The sequence below is a fragment of the Duganella rivi genome (genome assembly GCF_009857435.1).
Lineage (GTDB): Bacteria > Pseudomonadota > Gammaproteobacteria > Burkholderiales > Burkholderiaceae_D > Rugamonas > Rugamonas rivi.
The window spans coordinates 266,058-289,425 of the sequence record NZ_WWCK01000004.1; the positions used below are offsets into that span (position 1 = coordinate 266,058).

Annotated in this window: 16 protein-coding genes; 6 read left to right on the forward strand and 10 right to left on the reverse strand. The window is 62.4% G+C overall.

Going from position 1 to position 23,368, the window contains the following annotated elements; translation table 11 throughout:
• Window positions 1-51: 51 nt before the first annotated feature.
• Entirely contained in the window at window positions 52-3,762 is a 3,711-nt protein-coding gene (locus tag GTP45_RS13640) for an ATP-binding protein (protein ID WP_161014434.1), read from the reverse strand.
• A gap of 101 nt (window positions 3,763-3,863) precedes the next feature.
• Between GTP45_RS13640 and GTP45_RS13645 the strand changes: the two genes are divergently transcribed.
• Both GTP45_RS13645 and GTP45_RS13650 read left to right on the forward strand, forming a co-directional pair.
• On the forward strand, window positions 3,864-8,276 hold the full coding sequence (locus GTP45_RS13645; RefSeq protein ID WP_161014435.1) for a DEAD/DEAH box helicase: 4,413 nt from the start codon (window positions 3,864-3,866) through the stop codon (window positions 8,274-8,276).
• A 32-nt stretch (window positions 8,277-8,308) separates the two neighbouring features.
• Entirely contained in the window at window positions 8,309-10,276 is a 1,968-nt protein-coding gene (locus GTP45_RS13650) for an AsmA family protein (protein WP_161014436.1), read from the forward strand.
• Here the strand turns inward: GTP45_RS13650 and GTP45_RS13655 are convergent.
• The 6 genes from GTP45_RS13655 to GTP45_RS13680 form a co-directional block, all read right to left on the reverse strand.
• Entirely contained in the window at window positions 10,263-12,647 is a 2,385-nt protein-coding gene (locus tag GTP45_RS13655) for a glycoside hydrolase family 127 protein (RefSeq protein WP_166454622.1), read from the reverse strand. The genes GTP45_RS13650 and GTP45_RS13655 overlap by 14 nt on opposite strands.
• Before the next feature lie 102 nt (window positions 12,648-12,749).
• A complete protein-coding gene (locus tag GTP45_RS13660) occupies window positions 12,750-13,145 on the reverse strand; it encodes a hypothetical protein (RefSeq protein WP_161014437.1) in 396 nt (131 codons plus the stop codon).
• Window positions 13,146-13,156: 11 nt separating this feature from the next.
• Window positions 13,157-13,723 carry a hypothetical protein gene (locus GTP45_RS13665; protein ID WP_161014438.1) on the reverse strand — a complete coding sequence of 189 codons (567 nt, stop codon included), beginning with the start codon at window positions 13,721-13,723 and terminating at the stop codon, window positions 13,157-13,159.
• Complete coding sequence (locus GTP45_RS13670) at window positions 13,723-15,246, reverse strand: hypothetical protein (protein WP_161014439.1); 1,524 nt, start codon at window positions 15,244-15,246, stop codon at window positions 13,723-13,725. The genes GTP45_RS13665 and GTP45_RS13670 overlap by 1 nt, the downstream gene beginning before the upstream one ends.
• Before the next feature lie 64 nt (window positions 15,247-15,310).
• Window positions 15,311-16,372, reverse strand: a complete 1,062-nt coding sequence (locus GTP45_RS13675; protein WP_161014440.1) for an SGNH/GDSL hydrolase family protein — start codon at window positions 16,370-16,372, stop codon at window positions 15,311-15,313.
• 14 nt (window positions 16,373-16,386) lie between these two features.
• The gene (locus GTP45_RS13680; RefSeq protein ID WP_161014441.1) at window positions 16,387-17,316 is read right to left on the reverse strand and encodes a LysR family transcriptional regulator; all 930 of its coding nucleotides are present in this window, start codon (window positions 17,314-17,316) and stop codon (window positions 16,387-16,389) included.
• Window positions 17,317-17,425: 109 nt separating this feature from the next.
• Between GTP45_RS13680 and GTP45_RS13685 the strand changes: the two genes are divergently transcribed.
• A complete protein-coding gene (locus GTP45_RS13685; protein ID WP_161014442.1) occupies window positions 17,426-18,169 on the forward strand; it encodes an SDR family oxidoreductase in 744 nt (247 codons plus the stop codon).
• Between the two features lie 10 nt (window positions 18,170-18,179).
• Here GTP45_RS13685 and GTP45_RS13690 read toward each other — a convergent pair whose 3' ends face one another.
• Window positions 18,180-19,157: a ribonuclease T2 family protein gene (locus tag GTP45_RS13690; protein WP_161014443.1), complete on the reverse strand. Its 978-nt coding sequence runs from the start codon at window positions 19,155-19,157 to the stop codon at window positions 18,180-18,182.
• A 148-nt stretch (window positions 19,158-19,305) separates the two neighbouring features.
• Between GTP45_RS13690 and GTP45_RS13695 the strand changes: the two genes are divergently transcribed.
• Window positions 19,306-19,569 carry a hypothetical protein gene (locus GTP45_RS13695; protein ID WP_161014444.1) on the forward strand — a complete coding sequence of 88 codons (264 nt, stop codon included), beginning with the start codon at window positions 19,306-19,308 and terminating at the stop codon, window positions 19,567-19,569.
• A gap of 24 nt (window positions 19,570-19,593) precedes the next feature.
• On the opposite strand, the gene GTP45_RS13700 is transcribed toward GTP45_RS13695, so the two are convergent.
• On the reverse strand, window positions 19,594-20,466 hold the full coding sequence (locus tag GTP45_RS13700) for a LysR family transcriptional regulator (protein ID WP_161014445.1): 873 nt from the start codon (window positions 20,464-20,466) through the stop codon (window positions 19,594-19,596).
• A 99-nt stretch (window positions 20,467-20,565) separates the two neighbouring features.
• Between GTP45_RS13700 and GTP45_RS13705 the strand changes: the two genes are divergently transcribed.
• The gene (locus GTP45_RS13705; protein WP_161014446.1) at window positions 20,566-21,951 is read left to right on the forward strand and encodes an MFS transporter; all 1,386 of its coding nucleotides are present in this window, start codon (window positions 20,566-20,568) and stop codon (window positions 21,949-21,951) included.
• Entirely contained in the window at window positions 21,939-22,160 is a 222-nt protein-coding gene (locus GTP45_RS13710) for a 2-hydroxymuconate tautomerase family protein (protein WP_161014447.1), read from the forward strand. Before GTP45_RS13705 ends, GTP45_RS13710 begins: the two co-directional genes overlap by 13 nt.
• Here the strand turns inward: GTP45_RS13710 and GTP45_RS13715 are convergent.
• Window positions 22,157-23,290 (reverse strand): sensor histidine kinase, encoded by a 1,134-nt coding sequence (locus GTP45_RS13715; protein ID WP_161014448.1) that lies wholly within the window; start codon window positions 23,288-23,290, stop codon window positions 22,157-22,159. The genes GTP45_RS13710 and GTP45_RS13715 overlap by 4 nt on opposite strands.
• Window positions 23,291-23,368 lie beyond the last annotated feature (78 nt).

A 23,368-nucleotide genomic window follows, 5' to 3' on the forward strand; every position in this document is an offset into this window, starting at 1 on the left:
CAGGGCGAAATCGGATCTTGGTATATCAAGCTATACCAAGGTTTAGGGTCTCTACAACAAAGTAATCAGGCGGGTCAAATCGATAGGTTTTGTCAGGTGCTGTTCAAACCCGGCTGCCATTGCTTGGCGGCGGTCGGCTTCCTGTCCATAGCCGGTGACGGCGAACAGGCGCATGGACTGGGCGCCGTCCAACTCGCGCAAACGCATCGCCAGTTCATAGCCATCCATGCCCGGCAGGCCGATGTCGAGCAGGCCTACATCGGGACGAAACTGCGGCGCCAGCAACAGTGCTTCCGGTGCGCTAAACACCACCGACACCTTATGTCCCAGCAGTTCAAGGCCTTCGCCCAGTGCGCGCGCAGCATCCTCGTTATCGTCCACCACCATAATCGTCAGGCAGCCCGTCGCCATGTCGCACGGCGGCGGCGCCACGCTTGCCGCCTGATGCGCGGCCTGCTGTAGCAATGGCATGCGTACCGTGAAGGTGCTGCCGCAGCCGATGCCGCCGCTGCGTGCTTCGACACTGCCGCCATGAAGATCCATCATGCTGCGCGCGATGGCCAATCCAAGCCCCAGCCCTCCTTGCGAACGGCTCAGAGCCTGCCGCTCTTGCGTAAAGCGCTCGAACACGGAGCCCAGCATCTCGGCCGAGATGCCGATGCCGTTGTCCTCCACCTCCACCACCACTTGCTCGCCTTCGCGCCTGGCCCGCACGGCAAGCTGCCCGCCGGGCTCCGTGTACTTGGCGGCGTTGGCCAGCAGGTTGGATATCACCTGTGCAAAGCGTACGGGATCGGCCAGCACCACCAGGCCGTAAGGCGCGACATCCAGCGCCAGTTGATGGCGCCGTTGTTCGATCAGGGGGCTAGCGGTTTCAATTGCGCGCGTGATCATTTCTGCCATTTCCACCGGCTTGCGCTGCAATTGCACCTTGCCTTCGGCCACCCGCGAGACATCAAGCAAGTCGTCCACCAGCGCCACCAGGTGCTTGGTCTGGCGCTCGATGACGGCGCGCTCTTTCAGCGCGAAGTCGCTGCCGCGTATGCGCATCAGCTGCAAGGCAGTGACGATGGGCGCCAGCGGATTGCGCAACTCGTGGCCCAGCATCGCCAGGAATTCATCCTTGGCGCGGTTGGCCGATTCCGCCGCGCGCTTGGCTGCGGCCAGCTCCGTCACGTCGAAAGCCACCACCGCCACGCCATACGGCCTGCCGGCGTCGTCGAGCAAAGGCTGGTAGACGAAGTCAAACCAGCACTCGCTCGGCGCCTGATCCGGCTGGCGGCGCATGAATAGCTGTACCGAGCGGCCGACAAAAGGCTGGCCGCTGGCCAGCACGCCATCCAGCAATTCATAGATGCCCTGCGACGCCAGTTCCGGGAAAGCCTGGCGCACCGTCTGCCCTAGCAGGGCACGCGGCCCGACCAATTGCTGATAGTAGTCGTTGGCCTGTTCAAACACATGATCCGGGCCATTCAGGATGGCGATGGCAACCGGCGCCTGGCTGAACACACTGCGCAAGCGGCGTGCCGCTGTGCCTTCCACCACCCGCATGCGCTGGCGCAGCCGCAGCACTTCAATGCGCGCCGCCAGTTCACGGCCGGAGAATGGCTTGACCAGATAATCATCGGCGCCGGCCTGCAGGCCTTCGAGCCGCGCTTCCTCGCCGGCGCGCGCCGACAACAGCATGAACGGAATATCGCGCGTGGCAGGATGGGCGCGCAACGCCGCCAGCAAGCCAAAACCGTCAAGCTGCGGCATCATCACATCCGACAGGATCAAGTCAGGCGGATTGCGCTCCACCACGGCCAGCGCCTCGACGCCGTTGGTGCAGACCTCCACCTGCCATTGCGCTTGCAGCAGCCGTTGCAGGTAGTCGCGCATGTCGGCATTGTCGTCCACCACCAGCAGGCGGCCATGGGATGCACTCACTACGGCGGCATCGGCATCCGCCCCGTCGCCGGTGAGCGCAACGCCGCTCGGTTGCGCCCAGCTTTCCGCTTCCGCGACATAGGCGGCGACGGTTGAAGCAAGCGGCGAGGCCGTAACGCCTAGCTGCGCTTGCGGCAAATGGGCGGATCCCAGCGGTATAGCAACGCTGAACACCGTGCCACGCCCCACCACACTCTCCACGCCTATTTGGCCGCCATGCAGCGCCACCAAATCGTGCACCAGCGCCAGGCCGATGCCGGAACCCTCGTGGGTACGAGAACGCGCACCCTCAACGCGGTGAAAACGTTCAAACAGCTGCGGCAGCTGATCGTGCGGAATGCCGGTGCCGGTATCGGCCACCTCCAGCCGCAGTTGGTCACCGACGATGCGCTGGCGCACCCGGATTTCGCCTTCAAAGGTAAATTTGAACGCATTCGACATCAGGTTCAGCACGATCTTTTCCCACATCGCCGGATCAACGTACACCTGCGCTTCCAGCGCCGGGCAATCCACCTCCAGCCGCATGCCTGCACCTTCAATCGCGGAGCGGAAGCTGCTGGCCAGATCCGCAGTCAGTCCCGCCAGATCGACAGCCGCAAAACGAGCCTGCGCGCGGCCAGCCTGCACGCGCGAAAATTCCAGCAGCGTGTTGACCAGTCTTTGCAGCCGCAGCGCATTGCGTTGCATTAGCCTCAAGCGCTCCTGCTGCGTCGGTGGCAAGGGCGCGCTATCGTCCTGCAGCGCATCGTTGATTGGCCCCAGCATCAGCGTGAGCGGCGTGCGGAACTCGTGGCTGATATTGCTGAAGAACTGGGTCTTGGCGCGATCCAGTTCGGCCAGCATGTCGGCACGCAAACGCTCATCCTCGGCGGCGCGCGCCTGCCGGATCGCGTTGGCGGTTTGTGCGGCGATCAATTCAAGAAAGCTGCGATAGTCCTCGTCCAGCCGCCGCGCCGCATTCACGCCTAGCACCAGGGCGCCGATCGCGTTCCCCGCCGTGGAATCCTGCAAAGGCAGTACCAGCGCCTGGCGCAAGGACTGTTGCGCCAGGCCGGGAGGCAGGCCGCGTACCGGGGCGGCATCCAATGCAATCACGCGCGACGCAGCGTCGGCCAGCACCGCGTCCACCGCAAACAGCGTACCGGCATCTTCAATATCCGGGTGGGTGGCTTGCAGCAGTTGCGCCGGATTGTCGCCGCCGGCCAGGTACAACTGCGCAAACGGCAGATCGCTGGGATTCTCGCCGATGACGGCAAGCGCCATGGCGCAGGCGCCTTGCACCGTTTTCTCCTGTAGCGTCCTGTTACTCAGATCCGACACCGTATGCAGCCGGCGTGCGTTCAGGTGGCGGCTGGTGACATCCAGGTTGGCGCAAAAAAGGCCGGCCACATTGCCCGATTCGTCGCGCACCGGGCTATAGGAGAAGGCGTAAAAGGTCTCTTCCAGGAAGTCGCCGCGGCGCATGAACAGGCGCACGTCGTCGGCCATGGTGGAAACGCCGTGCGTGAACACACGCTCCACCAGCGGCCCGCAATAGTCCCAGATCTCGGCCCAGACCTCGATCGTGGGCCGGCCCAGCGCCCACGGGTGCTTGGCCATGCTGAGGACATCGATGTAAGCATCGTTGTATAAAAACGTCACCTGCTCGCCCCAGCCCATCCACATCGGCTGCGGAGAGTTGAGCATCAGGTTAATCACGGTCTTTAAGCTGTGCGGCCAGCCGGCGATCGGACCCAGTGGCGTACTTTCCCAGTCATGCGCCCAGATACGCGCGCCCATCTCGCCGGGCGCGGTTAAAAACCGGGGAATATCGTGGGGCACAGAGTTGGGCATGGCTAGCTTGCTTCATGATTTACAATGTTTCCAAGCTTATCATGCTTAGAAACAACTCTACGTTTGATTGAGATCCGTCCCAACGTCGCCATCTAGCCCTCATGAATGACGCCCTGCACGCTGCCGATTTGTATCGCTTCCATCCCGCCGTGACGGCGTGGTTTGAAGCGGCCTTCCCCGGCGCGACGGAGGCGCAGCGGCGCGCCTGGCCGTTAATCCAGTCCGGCCAGACCACGCTGATTGCCGCGCCGACCGGCTCCGGCAAGACCCTCACCGCTTTTTTAGCCGCCATCGATGCGCTGGTGTGTGAAAGCCGCCACACGCCGCTGCCCGATGAGACACGGGTGCTGTATGTATCGCCATTGAAGGCGCTGTCCAACGATATCGGCGTCAACCTGCTGGCGCCATTGGAAGGCATCGGCCAGGCGCTGGAGGACATGGGCCTGCCGCCACACGGCATCCGCACGGCGGTGCGCACCGGCGACACTACGCAGGCCGAACGCAACGCCATGCGCAAGCGCGCGCCGCACATTTTGGTTTCGACACCGGAGTCGCTGTATGTGCTGCTAGGGTCGGACAGCGGCCGCGCCATGCTGGCAGGCGTGCGCACGGTGATCGTGGACGAGATCCACGCGGTGGCAGGCGGCAAGCGTGGCAGCCACCTGGCGCTGAGTCTTGAGCGGCTGGACGCACTGTGCGCGCAGCCGCCGGTGCGGGTTGGCTTGTCGGCTACGCAGAAACCGATATCGGCGGTAGCGCAGTTCCTGGCCGGGACTGGGCGTCCGTGTGCGGTGGTGGACGTAGGCCACGTGCGGGCGCGCGATTTGAATCTCGAACTGCCGCCGGTGCCGCTGGAAGCCGTAATGGCAAATGACGTGTGGGACCGCGTCTACGACCGGCTGGCCGAGTTGACCGTCATGCACCGCACCACGCTGGTCTTCGTCAATACGCGGCGCATGGCCGAACGCATGGCGCGCCATCTGGCGGATCGCCTGGGTGAAGAGCACGTGGCCGCGCACCACGGCAGCTTAGCCAAGGAATACCGGCTGGATGCCGAACAGCGTCTCAAGCGCGGCGAGTTGCGGGTGTTGATCGCTACCGCTTCGCTGGAGCTGGGCATCGACATTGGCGATGTGGACCTGGTGTGCCAGATTGGTTCGCCGCGCAGTATTGCCGCATTCCTTCAGCGCGTGGGCCGTTCGGGCCACCATGTTGGCGGACTACCCAAGGGACGGCTGTTCCCTACCTCGCGCGATGATTTAATCGAATGCACGGCGCTGCTGGATTGCGTGCGGCGCGATGAATTGGATGCGCTGCGCATCCCGCCTGCGCCGCTGGACGTGGTGGCGCAGCAGATCGTGGCCGAAGTGGCTTGCCGCGAGTGGAGCGAAGAAGGCTTGTATCAGATGCTGCTTCGCGCCTCGCCCTACGCGCAATTGCAGCGCAAGCAGTATGACGATGTGCTGCATATGCTGACCGATGGCTACACCAGCCGCCAAGGCGTGCGCGGTTCGTATCTGCACCGCGATACGGTCAGCGGCACGCTGCGCGGACGGCGCGGCGGCAAGATGACGGCGGTCATGTCTGGCGGGACGATACCGGACAACGCCGATTACACGGTGCTGCTGGAACCGCAGGGCCATAACATCGGCACGGTGCACGAGGATTTTGCGGTCGAGAGTTTGGCCGGCGATGTCTTCCAGCTTGGGAATACCTCGTATCGCATCCAGCGCATTGAAGCCGGCAAGGTGCGGGTGGAGGACGCGCATGGCGCGGCGCCGAATATTCCGTTCTGGCTCGGTGAGGCGCCGGGGCGCAGTGATGAATTATCGATGGGCGTCGCACGGCTGCGTGGCGAGATTGACCGCTTGCTGGCGGCGGCGCCGGATGGCGAGGAGGCGATTGACAGCGCCGTTGACTGGCTGATGGAGCACCTCGGTTTGCAGGATGCGTCGGCGCGTCAGATTGCCGAATACATGGCGCGTTCGCGGGCCGCGCTCGGCGCACTGCCGACGCGCGATACGCTGGTAATGGAGCGCTTTTTCGATGAATCGGGCGGCATGCAGCTGGTGCTGCATTCGCCGTTCGGCAGCCGGATTAATCGGGCGTGGGGGCTGGCGCTGCGCAAGCGCTTCTGCCGCACGTTTAATTTTGAGTTGCAGGCGGCGGCCACCGAGGATGCAATCGTGCTGTCGCTGTCGGACAGCCATAGTTTTCCGCTCGATGAGGTATGGCGCTATTTGAAGTCCAGCACAGCGGAGCATGTGCTGGTGCAGGCTTTGCTCGATGCGCCCTTGTTCAATGTGCGCTGGCGGTGGAATGCGACCACTTCGCTGGCCTTGCCGCGCTTTACCGGCGGGCGCAAGGTCGCGCCGCAGCTTCAACGCATGAAGAGTGACGATTTGCTGGCGGCGGTGTTCCCGGATCAGGCGGCGTGCCTGGAGAATATCGTTGGAGAGCGCGAGCTGCCTAGCCATCCGCTGGTGGATCAAACCTTGGATGATTGCCTGCACGAGGCGATGGATAGCGAAGGCTGGCTGGCGCTGTTGCGGCGCATGGAGGCTGGCGAGGTGCGGCTGTTGGCGCGTGATTTGCCTGCACCCTCCCCGCTGGCGATGGAGATTTTGAATGCGCGGCCGTATGCGTTTTTGGATGACGCACCGCTAGAGGAGCGGCGTACGCAGGCGGTGATGAATCGGCGCTGGACGGATCCGGCGTCTACCGATGATATGGGTGCGCTGGATGTGGGCGCAATTGCGGCGGTGGCGGCGGAGGCTTGGCCGACGGTGCGCAATAGCGATGAGATGCACGAGGCGTTGATGTCGCTGGCTTGCGTTACGCCGTTCGAGGTGGCGCGGGAAAGCGGCTGGCAGGAATGGATAGATGGTCTTGCGGCCAGCGGCCGCGCCATGCGGCTGCAAGATGCGCACAGCGGCGCAGACCTCTGGATCGCCCGCGAGCGAGCGGCCTGCGCCCGCGCCGCGTGGCCCGATGCGACGTGCGCGCAGCCGCCGGGGAGCGTGAAGGTTGCGGCGGCGGACGGCGCGATGGTGGCGGGCGGCGCTGAGGGGGCGGAGGCTGCACGGAGCGGCGGGAGCGACGAGGAGTGGACGCGGGATGCGGCGCTGGTGGAGATTTTGCGGGCGCGCTTGAGTGGCTTTGGTCCGCAGACGGTAGCGGCGATTGCGGCGCCGCTTGCGCTGCCTGCATCCACGGTCGTCATCGCGCTGACGCAGCTGGAGAGCGAGGGCTACGTCATGCGCGGCCGCTTCACGCCCGGCGCCACGGCGGAGGAATGGTGCGAGCGGCATCTGCTGGCGCGCATTCATCGCTACACGATCAAGAGCCTGCGGCGCGAGATCGAACCGGTCGAGCGGCAGGATTTCATGCGCTTCCTGTTCGAGTGGCAGCACCTCGCGCCGGACTCGCAGTTGCAAGGTATCGATGCGCTGCCGGAATTGCTGACGCAACTGGAAGGCTACGAAGCCGCCGCCGGTGCATGGGAAAGCGATCTACTAGCCCTGCGCCTGCGCGACTATTCGGCTTTGTGGCTGGATGACTTATGCAGGGCTGGCAAAATCGTGTGGACGCGTGTCGGTGCGCCAGCCAGTGCGGCGGGCGGGCCGGTACGCAGCACGCCGCTGGTGCTGCTGCCGCGCCGCCAAGTGAGCGCGTGGCACGCGCTGCCCGCAACGGCGGGCGATGTGCAGTTATCGCCGCGCGCGGCCCGCGTGCTGGAAACGCTGCAGCAACACGGCGCCATGTTCTTCGATGAGCTATCGCACGACGCGCGCCTGCTGCCGGTAGAGCTGGAGAACACACTAGGCGAGCTGGTAGCGACAGGCCTGGTCAACGCCGACAGCTACGCCGGCTTGCGCGCGATGCTCGTCCCCGCCAACAAGCGCGCCAGCAACGACAAGCGCCGCCGCCGAGGCGCCGGCCCGACGATGGAAGAAGCCGGCCGCTGGGCGATCATCCGCCGAGGCGATGGCGCGCGCACTGCGGCGCCGGCGGGACGCAAGCCGCGCACCGAGCCGGCGGTGCTGGAACACGTGGCGATGACGCTGCTGCGGCGCTACGGCGTGATGTTCTGGCGGCTGCTGGAGCGCGAGGCGGCCTGGATGCCAAGCTGGCGCGAACTGCTGCCGGTCTACCATCGCCTTGAAGCGCGCGGCGAAATTCGCGGCGGCCGCTTTGTCGCCGGTCTCTCGGGCGAACAATTCGCCTTGCCCGAAGCCATCCCGCTGCTGCGCGACATGCGCCGCCGTCCGCACGACGGCAGCTACGTGTGCATCTCCGCCATCGACCCGCTGAACCTTTGCGGCACCCTGCTCCCCGGCGACAAAGTACCGGCATTGGCGGGCAACCGCGTGCTGTTCCGCGACGGCCTGCCCGTCGCTACGCAGGTGGCGGGGAATTCCACTACCTGCTCGGCTCAGAAGACCGCGAACTCCTGCACGCCTACCTCGTGGGCAAGCCGCCGGTTTAACTCCTCTGTGGCGTGGCGCACATAACACCGGACACGCGCGGCGTAGCATGGGCAACCATGAAACTATCACGCCCACTCAAAATCGTGCTTGGCCTGTCCACCGCGCTGCTGCTGGTGCTGGTCGCGGCTGTCATATTCGTGCTGACTTTCGACTGGAATCGCGCCCGCCCGTGGATCAACAAGCGCGTGTCCGAATCCATAGGCCGCGAGTTCGCCATCAACGGCGATCTGCGCGTGCGCTGGGAGCGCGGCGACGAAGCAGGCTGGCGGCGCTACGTGCCGCGTCCGCGCATCAACGCAGCCAATGTCAGCATCGCCAATCCCACCTGGACGACCAGCGGCCCGCGGCTGGTCGATATCGGCAGCATTGAGGTCGCGCTGCATCCGCTGCCTCTGCTGCACAAGGAAGTCGCCATCACCGACCTCGCCGTCGATAAAGTCAATGTTGCCGCACAGCGCCGCGCGGATGGCAGCAATACGTGGACGTTCAAAGACAACGGCCCGTCTGAATGGGACATCGATATCCAGCGCCTGACGCTAGGCGAAGGCGATCTGCGCTATCTTGACGACGCCATTCAACTCGATCTGCGCGCCAAAGCCAGCGGCATCAACCAGGACGCCCAACAATACGGCCTGCGCTTTGATCTCAGCGGCAGCTACCGCAACGCACCGGTCACCGGTGGTGGCAAGATCGGCAAAGTGCTGGCACTACGCGATGAACACGCCAACTTCCCGGTGCAAGCCAACGCCAATCTGGGCAAGAACAAAATCGCTATCGAAGGCATGGTGACCGACCCGCGCTCCCCTGCAGGACTTGATCTGAAACTGTCACTGGCCGGCGCCAGCATGGCCGACCTGTATCCGCTAACCGGCGTGCTGTTGCCCACGACGCCGCCCTACGCTACCACCGGCCGCTTGATTGGTAAAAAATCCGGCGAGGTATGGAATTGGACTTACAAGAACTTCAGCGGCACCGTCGGCGGCAGCGACCTTGAAGGCACGCTGGCCTATACGCCACGCAAACCACGCCCGCTGCTGACAGGCACAATCACCTCGCGCCAACTGCGGCTGGAAGACCTCGGCCCCACCATCGGCACCAACGGCACGGCCGAAAACAAGGCTCTCCCCGCCGAACAATTCAACACCGCCAAATGGGATGCCTTGGACGCCGACGTTAAATTCAGCGGCAAGAAGCTGGTGCGCACACACGACATTCCGCTGCAAGACATCGACACTCATATCATCATGAAGGACAAAGTTCTCACGCTCACGCCGCTCAACTTCGGCATGGCGGGTGGCGACATCACCTCCAACATCAAGCTCGATGGTCGCCAGAAGCAGATCGACGCGCAGATCCGCATGGCCGCGCGCCACCTGAAGATCCGTCAGCTATTCCCAAAACTGGAATCGATGCAGGCCAGCGTGGGCGAAGTGAGTGCCGATGCTGCGCTGGCCGGCAGGGGCAACTCGGTGTCTGCCATGCTGGCGACGTCCAGCGGCGAGATGGGCGCTACGGTCAGCGAAGGCTCCGTCAGCAAATTCATATTGGAAGCGGCTGGCCTGAACATCGCCAATCTGGTCTTCGTTAAGCTGTTTGGCGATAAGCAGATTCAGTTGAACTGCGCGGCCGGCGACTTCGTGGTGGAAAACGGTAAAGCGCAGACGCGCCGCTTCGTGGTCGATACGCAGGAAGCAGTGATTAACGTGAGCGGCAATGTGAACATGGCCAAGGAAACGCTGGATCTGGACGTGCGGCCGCAAACCAAGGGCGTGCGCATTATCTCGCTGCGCACGCCGCTGTATGCCAAGGGTACGTTCACCAACCCCGATGTCGGCCCGCAGAAAGGCCCGCTGGCGCTCAAGGCTGGTGCGGCGGTGGCGTTGGCAACCATGGTCAATCCGGTGGCTGCGATTATCCCGTTGGTCAATCCCGGCAAAGTGGAACCGGTAGACTGCGCCGCCGCGCTGGCGCAAGCCAATCAAACCCGCAGCGTCGCAAAAACACAGCCGATCAAGAAGAAGTGACGGCACGCTGCGTGAATAACCGCACGCCGAATACCGGCCCGGCGGTGTGGCCTGGCTCCGGTTCGAAGCGCACCGTCACGCTAGCCTTGCCGCTGGTGAGCCTCTCCGGCACCGCGTATTCCTCGTCGATGAACACGCCCGGATGGCTGCCGTCCAGCTTCACGTGCGCTATCCGCTCGCCATCGATGCTGATGTAGAAGTCGCGATTGCGCTCTTCGCCCCAATAACTGGCTTGCAGCACCAGCGGCCCGTTGGTGCACTTCATGCGGAAGCTGAAGTAGCCGCCGGTGCGCGCATCGCGGCCATTGCGGCCACGGTAGGACACAGGGTATGAAATATCCGATTGCAGGTCATGGTCTCGCTCTGGCTGCATCTCGCCCAGGTGCATCACATCCACCGAGCGATCCGCCAGATCCTTCAACCGCGCTTCCTCCTTGCGGAACGCCACTTCCGACGCCGCCCATTCCGCCTCCGTGTACGCATTGAAGTACACCGCCGCGCGCCGCTCATACTGCGCATAGAACGGCGTGAACTTCATATCACCCGGACGCCCGCTGCCCTCGCTGCGATACACCGCCTTGCGCTTATCCGCTTCCGCAAACGAACCGAGAATATTCGCCCCCACCAGCGCCGGCGCGAGACCGCTGAACGGCTTATCCGACGGGCCAAGATCGGCCGCCAGCACCATCGGCCCGCGCAGCAGCGCTACCACGTTGGCATTTCCCGCCGCAGCCTCCATCCGCAACTCCAGCGGCAGCGACAAGCGCACCGTATCGCCAGCCTTCCAGCGGCGGCGTATCAACGCATAGCCCTTGTCCTTGTTGACCGCGTGCGGCTTGCCGTTGACCAGCACTGTGTGACTCGATGCCCAAGCAGGAATGCGCAATGCCAGCGTGTACTCGCGCTGCCCTGCCAAGCGCCGCACCTTCAGATCGATATCGCCCTCGTACGGATAGCCGGTGTTCAGCTCAAGCCGCGCCGCCTTCCATTCCACCGTTGAAGGAATGTAGAGATTGACGAACAGCGTATCGCCATTCTCCCAATAGATCGAATCGCCATGCTTGGCGTGGCTCTCCATGCCGGACAGCACGCAGCACCAGAAGTCATTCTCCTCGCTGGAAAACTCCCGCGCCACGCCGGACATCAACGGCGTCATGTAAGTGAACATGCCGGTACGCGGATTCTGATGCGCGAGGATGTGGTTCAAGTGCGCGCGTTCGTAGTAATCGAAGTAAGCCGCATCCGGGGCCCAGCTGTATAGATGGCGCGTCATCTTCATCATGTTGTAGCTACAGCAGGCTTCACACGTTTGCTCGGTAATGTGGGCGGCGATGGAGTCAGGCGCCGAGAAGTATTCACGGTCGCCGTTGCCGCCGATGACGTAGCTGTGATGCTGCGTGACACGCTTCCAGAAAAAGTCCACCGCATCGGCGTCGCTTTGGCGGCCGGTCAATTCGTGCAAGCGCGCGAGGCCGATCAGCTTGGGGATTTGCGTATTCGAGTGCAGATTGGCCAATTCGTCGCGGCCTTGCGCCAGCGGCGCCAGCACCTTGGTGTGATACAGGCGCTGCGCCAGCAACAGCCAGCGCTTATCCTGCGTGCGCGCATATAGCTCGGCAAAGCTCTCGTTGATGCCGCCATGCTCGCAAGCCAGCACCTGCTGCACCTGCTCGTCGTTCAGCGACGCAAACACTTTATCGATGTAGCCCGCGAGGCCCAGCGCCACTTGCAATGCCTGCTGATTGCCGGCGTAAGTCTGCGCGTCGAACAAGCCTGCAAACACCTTGTGCCAGTTATACAGCGGTACCCAGCAGCCGTTCAAATCAAAGCCTGCCGAGCGGATTTCGCCGCGCATAATCTCCGCGAAGATCTCTTTGCCGTCGACCACTTTTCCGTCTTTGCGCTTGCGCATAAAGCCGGCCACGTAGCCATCGCCTTGCGCTTGCTGCACGCGCGCCAGTTCAGCCACGATGTAATCGATGCGCGGCTTCAGCGCCGGCGTGCCGGTTTGCGCGTACATCAGCGACAACGCGGACAGATAATGGCCCAGCGCCTCGCCGGCGATGGTGTCGGACTCCCAGCCGCCGTAGATTGCGCCCTTGGTCGGCAGGCCGGCAAAGCGATGGTAGTTATGCAGGAAGCGGTCGGCGCTCAGGCGCAGCAAGTAGGCCTGGTTGGCTTGCAGCGCGTCGGCGTAGATTGATGGCAGCAGGCGCACCGACGATAGCGGCAGCGCCCTGGCCTTGGCTGCGATCACGTTATGCGCGGCGGCGGCCGATGCTGGTGAAATCCAGGCAGAACCCAGCGCCACGCCAGCGGCTCCCTGCAACAACAAGCGACGATGATGGAATGAGGGTGCGTAGCGCATCATAAAGGCCGGAGAGTTGGTCAAGCTAGTAATGTAAGCTTCCAGCTTTACTTCGTCTTGTAGGGTACGGCCCTAAAAAATGACGATTTCCGCATAATGCCCATCTCAGGCATTGGGATGCAACGAGGTGAAGGCCGTTGCAACTTTGGTGAATAGCTCGATAATCTTCGTCAGTTTTTTCTCGGAGGTAGTGATGTCGGCAAGCTCTTTGGCCAGTTTAATAGTCACGTCCAACACCTCCTGCGACGGCGCGTGAACGGTGGTGTCGCTACCGCTTTCCCAAGCATAGTAAAGCTCTTCGGCCAAATGCTTGTCGCGCCGCGCCTCAAGATACCTGGCGCGAGCGTCGGAGCGCACACCAGCATCGGTCGCGCTGGTGGCCAGCACGTCGCACTTGGCGATGGCGCTGTTCAACGCATCGATGGTTTCGTGGTACATGCGCACATACAGCATCTCCGGGCTGTTGGACGCTGCCGCCAACAATGGGGGATTATCAGCCATCACACTCTCCGTTAGTCAATTTTGGGTTGTGCCGCCTTGTTTGCTTCTTCGATTTTTTCCTTGCTATCCTTGATGGTCTTGCGCACGGGATCGACAAAATCCTTGGCCGCGTGATAGCGTTCGCCGGCCGATAACTGCCGCCCGAGCGCAGTCAGCGCAGTAGTTACGCCGTCGATTTCTTTGGTGCGGTCTGGCAGCGCGGCCAGCAAGTTATCGAACTCTTTGGCAGCCTTCTCAGCGTCGATCAGCGCCGCTTTTGCAGCGGCCGCGCGGGCGTCGCTCAGCGCCAGCAGCGTTTTGTACAAATCGGTTTCTGCCTTGCGGTTCGACGCCCGCAGCAGCGCAAGGTCGTACTCTTGATCCGCGCTGACGGCGGCTACCGCTGCATTGTTCCTGGCGATTTCTGCCTGACGGATCGCCATCACGCGCTGTTCCTGCTCGCTAAAGCGCTGCAGTTCCGCCGATAGTCCCATCGATAGCGCCGCGCCGTGGTTGGCTTGATCCAGCGCGGCTTGAGGCGTAGAAGCGCAGCCGCCCAGCGCCAGCAATGCCAACAAAAAGAGAGAGGATATTTTCATCAATTCACTCCGTGAGCGATCCAGAACAAAGCCAATGCTTGAATGGCTTGGTTGATGGTGTCCGGCTTAAGCCCGCCGCTGGCCGATTCCGCGGTTTGATCCACCGATGCAGCGATGAGATTCATCCACTGGCGCGCATTGGTCTCGGCATAGACTAGCGAAACCTGGTGATAGGTGGCCAAGCGCTGGTACTTAAGCTTGTCCACGGTCGGGCGCAAACGGGCCTGATCATCAAGATAAGTAGCGACGGCGTCATACAGTTTGGTCGCATCGGCGCCGCTGGTTTTGGCGAAGGCTTGCATCACCGGGCCGTTGCCGTACAGCGCATCCAGCGACGACTTGCCGTCGCTGCTGGCTTCATGCAGCTGGCGCGAGGCGCGGGACAACGCCATCAACTCCGTATTCAGCGCATCCACGATTTGAGTGGATAGCTGGATGCGGCGCTTCAGCAGCGCCAGTTCGCGCTTGGCGGCATCGAGCTTAATCTGTTCAAGGTTCTTGCGGATCGCCAGCGGTTCCAGCATCGGCGTTTGGGCCGCTGCCATGGCGCTCTTGAAGCTGTCCACTTGCTGCGGAATCAGGATGAATGCGGCTTGCGCCGAGGTGGCGTCGCTCGGAGCCTTGCCCTCTTCCAGTCCGCGCAGCACCACATCGACAAACTTCTGCACCGCGTCGATCCGCTCTTGACTGATGAATTCAGTCGAAATGGCGTCCTTGGCCTGATCCAGCTTGTCGATCGCATCGCCAAGCTGCTTGGCTTTTTCCTGGACTTTTTTCTTGTTCTCTTCGCTGTCGCCCTGGGCGGCTGCTTCGTCGTACTCTTTGCGGGCCTTGTTGTAAGCGACGGTCAGCACCTTCGATGCGGCGGCAAGCGCGTCGTAATCTTTTTGGTCGGCGTTGGCGGTTGCCACGGCTTTGGCGATTTCCGAACCGTCGAAGCTATTCCATACCGTGCCCAGTTCCGCAGCTTTAGCGCAGGTGCGGGCCGCCTTATCCAGCTGGCCCTGGATGCCAAACCGCAGATTGCCGGAGGCATTCTGGAGCGCCTGCTGTATCGCGTCCGGGACTGGCTGATTACATTGCGGCGCAGGCAGCCCGGCGCGCTTGAAGTAGCGCGTTACATCCTCTTGCGCCTCTTTGATCTCTTTAAACGTCGACAGCTTGTCGAGATACTTTTGCATGGCCTCCGGCGAGGTCGCCGTTGCACCTCCCACCTCGAGCAGCCGCTGGTCAATCTTGGCCACCACGCTGTTATGCAAGTTACTCGACTGAACGATGGCGGCCAAATCGGTGGCGCGGATCGCCGCCCCCAACCGGTCTTGCGAATCGAGCTCCGTCACCAGCTGCTTGTTCAGATTATCGGAAGCCGTGGAGAAGATGGCCGACAGGTCGACCTTTTTATAAGCCTCCTGCGCCGCCTGCCCCTGCTTGTCCCGCGCCTCGCTATGGATGCGCAGCGACGAGCAGCCCGACAGCCCGCCCGCCAGCATCACCCCGGCCAACACTCCGATGACATTTCGCATCAATCTCCCCCGTAGGAAAATTCCTACCGGAGATTGTATATTAAAAATGTTTTTTTGATAAAACTTACCAGCCGGCCTTCTGGCGGATAAAGGCCGTCAGCAGCGCGGCATTGGTTTGATGCTGCTTCACGCGCGGATGTCCGCCGAAGCCGTTCCATGGGAAGACGATGGTGTCGATACGCTGATCACCGCCGTCGCGCATCTGATCCACCGCCGTGCGCACATAGCCCGGCCACTTGGAACCTTCCTGCACCGCGTCCATGCTGCCCAAGGCGCAGACGATGTAGGCACGCGGATACAAGGCGCGGATCTTCTGCACAAAAGTGCGATAAGCCTGGATGCGCTGCGCGTCGTCCGGCATTGGCGACAGGCGCTTCTCGCGGTCGATCAGCCAGCGGTCGTTCTGGAACAGATTGACCACCACCACGTCCGGCGTCCACGATTTGAAATCCCACTTGCTGTCGTTGTTACCGACGGCGCTCAGCTGATCATAAAAATCCGGCATGGTGAACGGGAACCAGCTGATCATCACGCCGATGCCGCTTTGCGAGGTGATGTGCGCCTCGGCATTGAGCGCGCGCGCCGTGATCGAAGCGTAGGACATGTAGTTATTCTTGTCCTTGCGCAGGTCATCGGGGCCGTCGTCCGGCGATTCATTGCCCATGCCGCTGGTGATCGAGTCGCCAAAGAATTCAATACGGCGCTGCTTGCGCGGCGGGGGCGGCAGCAGCTTGCCGCCGTCTGCCAGTTCCAGTCCCTGGAACACCGTGCCGCCCTCCTCGCCCTCGGTGCGCTTGGTGATCAGGAAGTGGTGCGCGCCGGCCGGCAAGCCGTTGAAGACCGCATAGCTCTTGCTTCCCTGCGCCGCCTCGATCACGGCCAGTTTGCCGTCGACGAAAACGTTGAAGAAGTTTTTGCCCAACTGGTCGTCCAGCTTGACCGCGAGACTCGAACCGGTGAAGTTCCCTTCAATGCTGGTGCCGGGCCACGACAACACGGGGCGCGTACGATCCGCAAAGTCGATACGTCCGGTGTACTGCAACTGCGCGTTATCGGCTTGAATGCCGACACCGGCCCATGCCTGCCCTGCCAACAGCAATGCTACAAATCCTGCCTGGAACTTCATCGAACCGTCTCCTTTTAGTCTTGGCGGAAGCGCTTGGCGTGGCCGCTGGCGCGGAACTGCTCCACCATGTAATCAACAAACACTCTTACCTTGGCCGGCACCAGCTTGCGGCTGGAATAGTAGATCGACAGCGGCCGCGTCTCCGCATGCCAGTCCGGCAGCACGCGCACCAGCTCGCCGCTATCGAGCAGCGGCAAGGCGTGCGGCAGCGGCAGCATGGCGATGCCCATGCCGCACGCTGCGGCGCGGGCGATGGCTTCCGGGTCGTCCAGCACCGCCACCGGGCGCACGCTGGCGACGATCTCCTGCCCGCTGCGATGCTTCAGCGTCCACGGCACCAGGCGGCCAGTGCTCAGCGAACGGCGCAGCAGGCCGCGATGGCGCGTCAATTCCTGCGGCGTGGTGGGCGCGGCGTGCGCTTTCAGATAGGCCGGCGATGCGGCCAGCACAATATCAACCCGCGCCAGTTCGCGCGCGATCAGCGCATCGGTCAATTCAATGCCGCCGCCGATGCCGATGTCGAAACCTTCCGCGATCAAATCGACCTGCCGGTTATCGAAATACAGGTCGGGCACCACGTCCGGGTAGCGGCGCGAGAATTCCTCCAGCAGCGGCACGAAATACTGCCGCCCCACGGTGTAGGCCAGCGATACTTTCAACGTCCCGGCCGGCTTGCCCGCGCCCTGGCTCAGGTCGGTAAGCGCATCGCCGATTTCATTCCACGGCAGGCGCACCTGCCCGTACAAGCGCTCGCCGTCGGTGGTCAGCGCCAAGCTGCGGGTGCTGCGCTGGAACAGGCGCACGCCCAGCCGCAGCTCCAGCCGGTTGACGCTCTTGCTGACCGCCGCCGGCGTCAGTCCAAGACGGCGCGCGGCCGCAGAGAAGCTGCCCTCGTCGGCAGAGGCAATAAAGGCATCGAGATAGCTGCTGAGTTCGGTAAACATGCGCTTATCTTATACCAAAGGTTGAAACTGTACACGCAAATTCATGACTACAAAGACAAGCCGGGGAAGACCATACTGTGTTCATCAACCAACCCGAAAGGAAAACATCATGAACACCAAACTCAACGGTCAAGTAGCTTTCATCAACGGTGGTTCGCGCGGCATCGGCGCTGCAACCGCCCGTCGCCTCGCTAGCGAAGGCGCCAAAGTCGCCATCGGCTACGCTGCCTCGGCCATCGCTGCCGAAGCACTGGTCGAAGAAATCAAGGCCGCCGGCGGCGAAGCCATCGCCCTGAAAGCCGACGCCGCTGATGCAGCAGCCCTGACCAAAGCCATCGACAGCGTGGCAGAACGCTTCGGCCGCCTGGACATCCTGGTCAACAGCGCCGGCGTGCTGGCCCTGGGCCCAGTCGACCAATTCTCGCTGGAAGACTTCGACCGCACCGTTGCCATCAACGTGCGCTCGGTGTTCGTGGCATCGCAAGCAGCAGCCAAGCACATGAAAGACGGCGGCCGCATCATCAACATCGGCAGCACCAACGCCCAGCGCATGCCGTTCGAAGGCGGCGCCGCTTACGCGATGAGCAAATCGGCGCTGACCGGTCTGGTCAAAGGCATGGCGCGCGACTTGGGCGCCCGCAAGATCACCGTCAACAACGTTGCCCCTGGCCCAGTCGACACCGACATGAACCCGGCCGACAGCGATTTCGCTACCGCCCTGCACGGCCTGATGGCACTGAAACGCCACGGCAAAGCAGAAGAAGTGGCAGCGATGGTGGCTTACCTGGCTGGTCCTGAAGCAGCCTTCGTTACCGGCGCCGACCTGCTGATCGACGGCGGCTTCGCAGCGTAAGCTTTAAGCGTTAGTTCTTGCCGGCTGCTTCGACATAAATCTCGTCATCGCAGCCGAGAACGCGCGGGCCTGCCGGACGCGCGTTCGCCACCATCTGCGGCAGGTCGCGCTCGGTGTTGAAGTCCAGCGCCAGCGATACGCGGATCTCTTGCAGATATTTGCGCTGCACGCAGACCAGCGTGATGGTGTCGGCCACCTTATCGCCGTAGCGTTTCTTCACGCGGTCGAAGAAATCCTGCACCTTGAAGCTCTTGCCGGTATTGCCCAGCACGATCTTGCCCACTTCCGATTCGTTCACCACGCGCACTGCCGATACGGCCTTGATGAAGTAATCGTCCGGCGGCAGCGATTGGCATTTGCCGTGCTTGTTCCACTCATACGCGCCGAAGCTGCGCTCGTAGAAGAAGTTGGGCATCCACGGCGCGATTTTCTCGATGGTGTCTTTGCTCAGCGCGAAGGCCGGGCCGTTGCAGCTGCCGTACTGCGTGCCGCATTCCTTCTTGTTTGGCCACAGGCCGTGCAGGCTGAGCGTCTTGGCTTCCAGCGCGCCGCTGTTCATGGCGTCGCATTCCGGCTTCTTGCCGTTGTATTTGGCGTGTTCGCAGAAGCCCGGCTGCCATGTGATGGCCAGCACGTAGCTGTCTTGCTGATTCGGCGCCGAGCACACTTCGCCCGATGCTTCCGGCGCAGGACGGCCGGACTGCTTTTCATCCAGCGACGGCGTGCCGCACTCGCGCTGCACCCAGCGCAGCGACGGTTGCGCGCCCGGCACTTCAACGCGCAGCCAGTCGTAGTCGGTCTTGTTGATTTCGCGAACGGTGTAAGCGGTGCCGGCGGCGACTTTTACCTCGCCGGGATTGGCGCGCTTGGCGAAGGAGGAAAATGCCTCGCAACTCTTGGTGGCGGTGAAGCTGCCGTTGGCCGATTCACTGGCGCCAGACTCCAGCGAGAACAAGGCCAACAGTGCGACTGCAAGGTAACGACGCATGGAATCCCCCGGTGTTGAACGAAATGCCAATATTCTAACCGCAAGCACGGGCAGTAGTCCTACAAGCGCACTGCAAGCACGCCGACACGACGGATCTCAGGAATGGATACGATGGACATTCTAGCCATCCAACAGGAGGAATTCCACCATGAAACCACTGCATCTCACCGGCAAAATCGCTTGCGCACTGATCGCTACCGTGGCCGTTATCAGCGGCTGCCAGAAAAAGGAAACCGCACCGCCACCAGTGCCTGAAGCCACGCCGGCTCCGGCCACGCCGCCAGTCAGCAACATGCCGGCCACGGAAGGCGGCACCGCGACCCAGCCAAATCCAAATGCGCCTACCCCGGACGTGCCACCGCAAACCACCACGCCGCCGACCACGACCGAGCAGCCTCCGGTAAAGCAGTAAGCCAAGGCCGTTTTGCCGCTTCGGTTAGCGCTCTTGCAGCGCGTCGAATGCGGCAGCAAAGGCATCGCGGGCCGCGTGCTGGGCGATATCGCGCCGCCAGATCAACATGGTTTGCACGCGCGCCATGTCGGCGGACAAGGTGTGAATGCGGACGGATTGAGACAACTCGCGCAGCTTCAGTACTTCGCGCGGCATCATCGCCACGCCCATGCCTGCCGCCACGCAGCCAATGATGGCCTCGTAGGTGCCAAATTCCGCAATGCGCGCCGGCGATACGCCGCCTTCAGCGAACCAGCGCTCCAGGCGGCGCCGGTAGGAACAGCCGCTGCGGAATCCCAGCAAGGTGCGGCGCGCCACATCCGTTGGCGATTTAACCGGGCCGTGCAGGCTGTCGGTCAGCAGCACCAACTCTTCATCAAACACCGGCAATTGCATCAACTCGGGACGCTCGACTGGCGCGGCCACCAGCGCCATATCGACCCGATGATTCAGCACGGCTTGCACCAAATAATCGGTGGGGCCGGTATCGAGCAGCAAGTCCACTTGCGGATACTGGCGGTGGAATTGTCCCAGCACTTGCGGCAGACGCGCGGCGGCCGTGGTTTCCATCGAACCGATGCGCAGCGGGCCGGACGGCTGGCGGTCACCGCGCATGGCTTCCTGCGCTTCGTCCGCTAATTGCAGCAGGCGCTCGGTGTACGCCAGCAGGCGCTCGCCCTCTTCCGTGATCAGCATGCGCCGCCCGGAACGGTGGAATAGCGTGACGCCCAGCGATTCCTCCAGCTGCGTCAGGCGCGCGGAGACGTTCGATTGCACGCGGTTGAGACGGGCAGCGGCTTGGGTCACGCCGCCCTCCTCAGCCACGGTCTTGAAGATGCGCAGGGATGAGAGTTCCATGATTCATTCTCAATTAAAGAATTATTGATTCAGTATAATTCATTTTTCATGATGCGTTGTTACGCCTATAGTGGCAATATCGATACACGGGGCGTCATCATGAAATCCTCTCCATCCCTGGCCATTCTGCTCGCTTGCAGCTTTGCCTTCATCATCGTCCAGCTGGACGTTACCATTGTGAATGTAGCCTTGCCTGAGATCGGCCGCGAGCTGCAAGCGGGCGTGAGCCAGTTGCAATGGGTGGTCGACGCCTATACGCTGGGTTTTGCGGTGTTCCTGCTGTCGGCCGGCGCCATGGGCGACCGCTTTGGTTCACGCAGCGTGTTCCTTGGCGGCTTTGCGCTATTCACGCTGGCTTCGCTCGCTTGCGCGATGGCGCCGGATGCCTTGTCGCTCAACCTAGCGCGCGCTGCGCAAGGCATCGGCGCGGCCTTGCTGGTGCCAAGTTCGCTGTCCATCCTCAATGCAGTCTACGCGCAAGACCGCGCCATGCTGGCCAAGGCCATTGCGTGGTGGACGGCGGCAGGCGGCGTGTCGATTGCGGCCGGGCCGGTGCTGGGCGGCTTGCTGATGTCGGCATTTGGCTGGCGCAGCATCTTCTGGGTGAATATCCCGATTTGCGTGCTCGGCTTCTGGCTGACGCTGCGCGTGGTGCCGGCGCTGCGCCACAGCGGCCCGGCGCGCAGCTTCGACCTGCCGGGGCAAGTGCTGGCCGTGATTGCGCTGACCGCTTTTATCGGCGCAGTGATTGAAGTGCATGCGCTGGGCCTCACGCATCCGGCGGTGCTGGCTGCGCTGCTGGTGGCCGTGGCGGCGGGCGTGCTGTTTATCCGCGTTGAGCAACGCAGCGCCGGCCCCATGCTGCCACTGCAATTATTCAGGCTGACCGGCTTTACGCCAGCCGTGCTGTTCGGCGTATTCGTCAACTTTGCTTACTATGGCGTGATCTTTGTGCTGAGTTTTTACCTGCAAAAAGTGCGCGGCTTCTCGGTGCTGCATGCGGGACTGATTTTCCTGCCGCTGACCGGCACCTTCCTGTTTGCGAACATTACTAGCGGCTGGCTGCAAGCACGCGTTGGCTCGCGGCTGCCGATGATAATTGGCGGCTTGATCGGCGGCAGCGGCTATGCGCTGCTGGGGATATTCGGGATTTCGGAATCGGCGAGTTTCTGGGCCATGCTGCCGGGGCTGGCGCTGATCCCGGCCGGCATGGGCTTGGCGGTGCCGGCCATGACCACCTCGATCCTGGCCTCGGTCAGCAAGCAGCAAGCGGGCACGGCGTCCGCAGTATTGAACACGGCGCGCCAGGTGGGTGGCGCGATGGGGGTGGCGGTGTACGGCGCCTTGGTGGCAACGCCGACCACGGCTGCTATTCTGGCCGGCATCGAAGCCGCGATGGCCGTATCGACGGCGCTGCTGCTGGGCGGCGCCCTGTTGGCCTATTTGACGATTTTTAACCAAGGAGAAAAGCTATGCCATTCGTAAATATCCGCATCACCAATGAAGGTGCGACCGCTGAGCAAAAGCAGGAATTGATTCAGGGCGTGACCGACTTGCTGCAAAAAGTGCTGAACAAGAATCCGGCCACTACCTTCGTCATCATCGACGAAGTGGAAACCGACAACTGGGGCGTCGGGGGCACGGCGGTTACCACGCTGCGCAAGCGCGCCAGAGAAGCCGCGGCAAAGTCCTAAGCCGTCGCGACATACGGCCGGCAATCGACCGGAATGTCGATGATGAAGGTGGTGCCGGTCGCGGCTGCGCTGTCGACAGCGGCGCTGCCACCGTGCCCCTCGGCCACACTGCGCACGAACGGCAGGCCGATGCCCCATCCTTCCACGTGTTTGCCATTGCCGTTCTCTTCCCGCCGCAGATACTCAAAGATCCGCTCCTGCTGCTCGTCTGGCACCGGGTTGCCGGTGTTGTGGACGGTGAGCATTAAGCGCCCGTGGATTTCTTCTGCCTTGATCCGCACGCGCTTGCCATCACCGTACTTGAAGGCATTGGTCAACAAATTTTCCAGCGCGCGCAGCATGGAGCTTTTGCACCAGTAGCCGATGATCGGCGGCGCCTCCACCTCTACCCTGCCCCCTACCATGACGTTGAATTCCTGCGCGAGGTCATGGATCAGGTCTTTGATGTCGAATTGAGACAAGCTCAAGGGCGGCTTGACGCCACGGTCAAAGGTCAGCGCGTCAACCAGTTCAATCATCATCTGTCCGAGACGGGTGGCGCCGTTACGGATTTTCAGGGCGGTGCGGCGCGCTGTTTCGACATCCGGCGCCAACGCAATCAGTTGCGAACCGGCTACAATCAGCGATAGTGGGTTCGCCATGTCGTGCGACAGCGTGGCGGCCATGCGCTCGCGGATGCTCTCGTGTATTGCCGAGAACTCGCGGATGGCGTCGCGCACGGCAACGTCGATAGACTGCACCACTACCTGCCACTCTTCTGGCGTGAACAGCACACCATTACGGTGAGCGACGGTGGCAATGGCATCGCGGAACAGCTGGTATTCAAGGATGATCTGGTCGGCCCGGAACGGCGTCATGCGCGCGCGTTCACCGCCATGGGCGGACATTGAGGTCGTATGGCTGGCGCCATGAGCACGCGGAAACGATGGCGTCATGGCTTCGGCGATATTGTCGTAGAAGGCCGGCAATGTATTGATCAGCAACGGCCGCGGAACTTCAATCGCCTGTTCCACTGCGGAGCGCACCAGTGCCAACCACAAGTCGAACACCTCCTCGCGCATGGCCAGCACCGCAAGCGAGGTCGCTGACAGCTCGTACCCGGAGTCGTTTGCATCGGTCGCCTGTATCATGTGGTGCTCCGTCGCACTGTCGGTTTGAAAGAGACCAGCATACAAAGGGCCGCAGTAACTTGTCGCACGCCACAACAA

What these genes read in the sequence shown, in the direction of transcription:
- GTP45_RS13640 (WP_161014434.1), bottom strand. Translation starts at nt 3,762, where the DNA reads ATGCCCAACTCTGTGCCCCACGATATTCCCCGGTTTTTAACCGCGCCC.
- GTP45_RS13645 (WP_161014435.1), top strand. Translation starts at nt 3,864, where the DNA reads ATGAATGACGCCCTGCACGCTGCCGATTTGTATCGCTTCCATCCCGCC.
- GTP45_RS13650 (WP_161014436.1), top strand. Translation starts at nt 8,309, where the DNA reads ATGAAACTATCACGCCCACTCAAAATCGTGCTTGGCCTGTCCACCGCG.
- GTP45_RS13655 (WP_166454622.1), bottom strand. Translation starts at nt 12,647, where the DNA reads ATGATGCGCTACGCACCCTCATTCCATCATCGTCGCTTGTTGTTGCAG.
- GTP45_RS13660 (WP_161014437.1), bottom strand. Translation starts at nt 13,145, where the DNA reads ATGGCTGATAATCCCCCATTGTTGGCGGCAGCGTCCAACAGCCCGGAG.
- GTP45_RS13665 (WP_161014438.1), bottom strand. Translation starts at nt 13,723, where the DNA reads ATGAAAATATCCTCTCTCTTTTTGTTGGCATTGCTGGCGCTGGGCGGC.
- GTP45_RS13670 (WP_161014439.1), bottom strand. Translation starts at nt 15,246, where the DNA reads ATGCGAAATGTCATCGGAGTGTTGGCCGGGGTGATGCTGGCGGGCGGG.
- GTP45_RS13675 (WP_161014440.1), bottom strand. Translation starts at nt 16,372, where the DNA reads ATGAAGTTCCAGGCAGGATTTGTAGCATTGCTGTTGGCAGGGCAGGCA.
- GTP45_RS13680 (WP_161014441.1), bottom strand. Translation starts at nt 17,316, where the DNA reads ATGTTTACCGAACTCAGCAGCTATCTCGATGCCTTTATTGCCTCTGCC.
- GTP45_RS13685 (WP_161014442.1), top strand. Translation starts at nt 17,426, where the DNA reads ATGAACACCAAACTCAACGGTCAAGTAGCTTTCATCAACGGTGGTTCG.
- GTP45_RS13690 (WP_161014443.1), bottom strand. Translation starts at nt 19,157, where the DNA reads ATGCGTCGTTACCTTGCAGTCGCACTGTTGGCCTTGTTCTCGCTGGAG.
- GTP45_RS13695 (WP_161014444.1), top strand. Translation starts at nt 19,306, where the DNA reads ATGAAACCACTGCATCTCACCGGCAAAATCGCTTGCGCACTGATCGCT.
- GTP45_RS13700 (WP_161014445.1), bottom strand. Translation starts at nt 20,466, where the DNA reads ATGGAACTCTCATCCCTGCGCATCTTCAAGACCGTGGCTGAGGAGGGC.
- GTP45_RS13705 (WP_161014446.1), top strand. Translation starts at nt 20,566, where the DNA reads ATGAAATCCTCTCCATCCCTGGCCATTCTGCTCGCTTGCAGCTTTGCC.
- GTP45_RS13710 (WP_161014447.1), top strand. Translation starts at nt 21,939, where the DNA reads ATGCCATTCGTAAATATCCGCATCACCAATGAAGGTGCGACCGCTGAG.
- GTP45_RS13715 (WP_161014448.1), bottom strand. Translation starts at nt 23,290, where the DNA reads ATGATACAGGCGACCGATGCAAACGACTCCGGGTACGAGCTGTCAGCG.